Origin of the sequence: Streptosporangium sp. NPDC020145 (genome assembly GCF_040631275.1) — a bacterium.
Taxonomy (GTDB): domain Bacteria; phylum Actinomycetota; class Actinomycetes; order Streptosporangiales; family Streptosporangiaceae; genus Streptosporangium.
Window position 1 is genome coordinate 1 of sequence record NZ_JBEXZT010000065.1, and the last position, 4,373, is coordinate 4,373.

Consider the following 4,373-nt stretch of genomic DNA (forward strand, 5'->3'; position numbering starts at 1 on the left):
TGGCCAGCACCGCCTCAAGGCGGCTCTGCAGCTCCGTGAGCAGCTCGTCCAGTCTCAGGTGCGGCAGCAGGCCACCGGGCTCGATCCTCCCCATATGGAAAGTCTCGCATCCGTGGACATGATCCTTGCTCTCCCCTACCGGAACAGGCTTCAGCTCCTGAATACCGACGCTTCGTCCCCGAGAGGGACCGTGACGGCTCTCAGGCACCGCCTCTTGAAGAGCACCGGTGTTCGTCGGCATCGCCCCTCAAGACGACCATGCCGAAGGCGTCGTCCCCGGTACCTCCATGGCGACCGGGGCGGAGCCGACCCCCATCAGAACAGCCCCCCTGTGACCGCCGTGGGCGTCCTCACAGGTGCACTGGCGAGATCCTCACCAGATCATCGTGGTCGTAGGTGAGGTCGGCGTCGAGATCGACGACTCCCTCGATCCGACGTCCGGCCTCGACGAGTGCGGCGATCTGCGAACGCCTGGCCAGTCGTCCCTCGATCCGGACCACGCCGGACTCAACGGTGATCGTCAGTGCCCTCGGATCCGCCCCCAGACTGATCACGGCCCCTGTCACATCCGCCAGGACGTCGGCGGCCGGTCGGATGAAGACCTTCAACAGGTCGGCTTGGTGCACAGTACCGGCGATCTTGCCACTGGCGGCGTCGATCACCGGCAGTTGTCTGATCCGATGGGTGTGCATCAACCGGGCCGCCTGCCGCACCGGAGTCTGGCGGGTGACGGTCAGCGCCGGACTAGACATGATCTGGCCGGCGGTCATCCCCGCGGCCCTGTCGTACTCCCGGCGCCGTGCACGGCTCTCGAACAGCCTCCCGCTCCCTGGTATGTCGATTTCCTTCAGCAGTAGATCGTCCTGTGACACCATCCCGATCGGGCGGCCCTCGGCGTCGATCACCGCCACGGCACCCACCTTGAAGCGGCGCATGGTCGCCACCAGCTCGGCGAACGTCGCCTCTGGGCGGACCGCGATGGCCACCAGCCCCATGACGTCCTTCACCTGCAACGTCATGACCTTCCCCTTTCCTGTCGTTTCTGCGTTCAGTTCTCGCCCGGAGGAGCGGATCCGGCCTGCGGCATGCTCTCCGTTACCGGGACGACCGCCACGGGACTCGCTCCGTGCCGCAGGACCGCCCTGGTCACCGAGCCGAGCCTGCCGGTCGCGCGGGCTCCGCCGACCACCACGACGCTCGCCTCCCGGGACAACTCCACCAGCGCCTCCTTCGCCGAGGCGGTGACGAACCGGGTCCGCACCGGCACCGCCGGATGGCTGTCACGCCACGGCCGCAGCCGCCGCAGCAGGTCCTCCTCGACCATGTGCGTGGTGATCTCCACGTCGGACACCGGCGGCATCGCCGTTCCCCACGCCACCGCCCGGATGTGTCCCGCGTGTACCGCCAGCAGATCCAGGCCCCGCAACGCCGCCTCGTCGAAGGCGAAGGCGATCGCCACGTCGGGGGTGTCATCGGTGATCCCCAGTACCACGGCCCCACGGTGCAACGGCACCGGGATCGGCCCCGGCCCGCGCACGACGACCACAGGGCAGCGCGCGTGGGCCGCCACGTAACCGGCCACCGACCCGACCACAGTCCTGGCCAGCGTCCCCATGCCACGTGACCCGACCACTACAAGCTCGGCGCCGGCCGACAGCTCGGTCAGCCGCTCGGCGGCGGCCCCCTCGTACAGGTCGGTGGTGACCTCGGTGATCGAACTACACGAACGGGCGCAGTCGGCGCCGTGGTAGAGCACGTGTTCTGCGGCCTTGCGCAGATGGGACCTGGCCTCCTCGCCGGTCTCCCCGTACGGCCACCGCCAGGCGTGCGCCACCGTCAGCGGCAGCTTTCTGAGCTCGGCCTCGTCCATCGCCCACTCCAGGGCCTGCATGGAGAAGTCCGAACCGTCATAACCGACCACGACCTCGCGTGTCTCGCTCATGGCCTGTCACCTCCGTCTCCATCGTCGGCGCAGAGCGGCCGCTCCAGCAGGGCGGAAGGTCCTCCCGGCGTGGGACCTTCCGCCTCCGTTCGGCACCGGTTCATGCGGGAAACACGCGACCCACCACGTAACCCTCGTCCCCGTTCGTCAGAAGTGGAGCCGAAAAGGCGATGGCTCACTCGGCTCTGTCAGCCTGCCGCTTTCAGGTCGTAGGCGATGTCGCGGGCCCAGGCGCGTACCCGTTCGGCATCGCGGAAGTCCCCGGCCGCGGTCTTGGCCATGGTGGCGGCCGGAAAGCCCTTGGCGTCAGCACGCAGGCAGCCGCCGAAGACGACGTTCTCCCGGGCACCGACTCTGCGCCTGGCCCGCTCCGCCCCCGCGGGCGGAGACACGTCCCGATCATCGACCCTCTGCAGCGGGCCGCTGCTGAACAACCAGACAGGCCGCTGCGCCAGCTGCCCCGCGCAACGCCGGACCAGGGTACGGGCATGACGGTGCCAGCGGCCGTAGTAGACCGCACCGCCCAGGACCACCGCGTCGTAGCCGCCGACGTCCTTCATCCCGGCGGCGGCCCGGACCTCGACCTCCAGCCCCTGTTCAGCGAGAACCTGCCCGATCCATCCGGCGATCTCCCGGGTGGAACCGCGTGTGGACCCGTAGGCCACCAGAACCTTCGTCATCGCAGCTCCTCTCCCTGTTCAGTCCATCAACAACGGACCCGACGTGGGAGCCGCCTTTCGGCCCGGAACCCACCGACCTTGGTCCTTGCCACACCGCCTTCCACTGTTCCTCCGCGCATCGTAGGCAGCCGACTCGTCCGGTGACGTGGCGCCGATCCACCGTTGTGGGAAACGGCCGGGGTCAACGCCACTCCACAGCACCGGGACCTTTGTCCCGCGACGCATGACCGTTGGCCACTGACCGGACCGTCCACCTCCCACGCACGCTGAGAAGGAGTCCTGCCGGACGGTGACCGAAACAGGCCGTCCCCCGGCATCGGAGAAACGAGCAGGAGAAATCATGAAGGCTCTGGTGTACGAAGGCCCCGGCAAGAAAACCTGGACCGAGGTCCCCGATCCGGCGATCACCGACCCACGGGACGCGATCATCCAGGTCGACACCACGACGATCTGCGGCACGGACCTGCACATCCTCGGCGGAGACGTCCCCGAGGTGAAACCGGGACGGATCCTGGGCCACGAAGCCGTGGGCACCGTCGTCGACGTGGGCGACGCCGTCACAGAACTACGGCCCGGCGATCGTGTCCTGGCCTCGTGCATCTCCGCCTGCGGCCGCTGCCACTACTGCCGGCGGGCACGTTACGGCCAGTGCCTGGGAGGCGGCGGATGGATCCTCGGCCACCGCGTCGACGGCGTGCAGGCCCAGTACGCCCGGCTGCCCCTTGCTGACCTGTCCACCCACAGACTCACCCCCGAGATCGGCGACGAGGCCGCCGTCTTGCTCGCCGACATCCTGCCCACCTCCTACGAGGTCGGTGTGCTGGCCGGCCGGGTCAAACCCGGAGACACGGTGGTCGTCGTCGGAGCGGGGCCGATCGGGTTGGCAGCGATCCTCACCGCCCGTCTGTACTCTCCCGCCAACGTCATCGCGATCGACACCGCCGAGGCCCGCCTGCAGGCCGCCAGGCGATTCGGCGCCGATGTCACCGCCTCTCCCGAAGACGACCCGTCGGAGGTGGTGCGCTCGCTGACCGGCGGGCTCGGCGCCGACGTGGTCATCGAGGCCGTCGGGCTGCCGGAGACCTTCGAACTGTGCGCCACCCTGATCCGCCCCTGCGGTCATCTGGCCAACATCGGCGTCCACGGCCGCTCCGCCACTCTCCACCTGGAGGAACTGTGGATCCGCGACGTGACCATCACCACCGGCCTGGTCGACACCTTCTCCACCCCGGACCTGCTGACCATGCTGAGCGGCGGGCGACTCGACACCGGCCCCATGATCACCCACCGTTTCGCCCTCGACGACATCGAGCAGGCATACGAGGTGTTCGCCGACCCGGCACGCAGCGGCGCCCTCAAGGTCGCCCTGAACCGCAGCTGACCGTCTCCCCGAGGAACGTTGAGGAAGGCCTCGTCGAAGAAGCCCTGGCCGGCCACGATCGTGCCGGCTGACTCCATCAAAACACCCCTGGAACCCAGGAGCCAAACACAAAAGGGGCAGCCGCCGGCCACCCCGCGCCCCAGACACCCCCGCCTGGAACACCACCCCACCCACAACCAGGGCACACCCCCAACAGCCAAACACAAACAAAAAAGGGGGAGGCCCACAGCCACCCCCACACACCCCTGAAAAACAAAAAAAAGGGGGGCCACCCCAAAGGATGACCCCCCACAAAAATTGTCCGGCGGCGACCTACTCTCCCACACCGTCCCCGGTGCAGTACCATCGGCGCTGAAGAGCTTAACTTCCG

General features: G+C 68.3%; 4 protein-coding genes. 1 reads left to right on the forward strand and 3 read right to left on the reverse strand.

Annotation, left to right across the window (positions count from 1 at the left end; all coding sequences use genetic code 11):
- Positions 1 to 350: 350 nt before the first annotated feature.
- From ABZ463_RS41510 to ABZ463_RS41520, 3 genes are all read right to left on the reverse strand, one after another.
- Positions 351 to 995, reverse strand: coding sequence for a CBS domain-containing protein (locus tag ABZ463_RS41510; protein ID WP_362785708.1), 645 nt, complete (start codon positions 993 to 995; stop codon positions 351 to 353).
- Positions 996 to 1,048: 53 nt separating this feature from the next.
- On the reverse strand, positions 1,049 to 1,942 hold the full coding sequence (locus tag ABZ463_RS41515; protein ID WP_362785711.1) for a universal stress protein: 894 nt from the start codon (positions 1,940 to 1,942) through the stop codon (positions 1,049 to 1,051).
- Between the two features lie 188 nt (positions 1,943 to 2,130).
- The gene (locus ABZ463_RS41520) at positions 2,131 to 2,622 is read right to left on the reverse strand and encodes a flavodoxin domain-containing protein (protein WP_352011738.1); all 492 of its coding nucleotides are present in this window, start codon (positions 2,620 to 2,622) and stop codon (positions 2,131 to 2,133) included.
- A 340-nt stretch (positions 2,623 to 2,962) separates the two neighbouring features.
- On the opposite strand from ABZ463_RS41520, the gene ABZ463_RS41525 reads away from it, so the two are divergent.
- The gene (locus tag ABZ463_RS41525) at positions 2,963 to 4,003 is read left to right on the forward strand and encodes a zinc-dependent alcohol dehydrogenase family protein (protein WP_352011737.1); all 1,041 of its coding nucleotides are present in this window, start codon (positions 2,963 to 2,965) and stop codon (positions 4,001 to 4,003) included.
- The last annotated feature ends 370 nt before the right edge of the window (positions 4,004 to 4,373 follow it).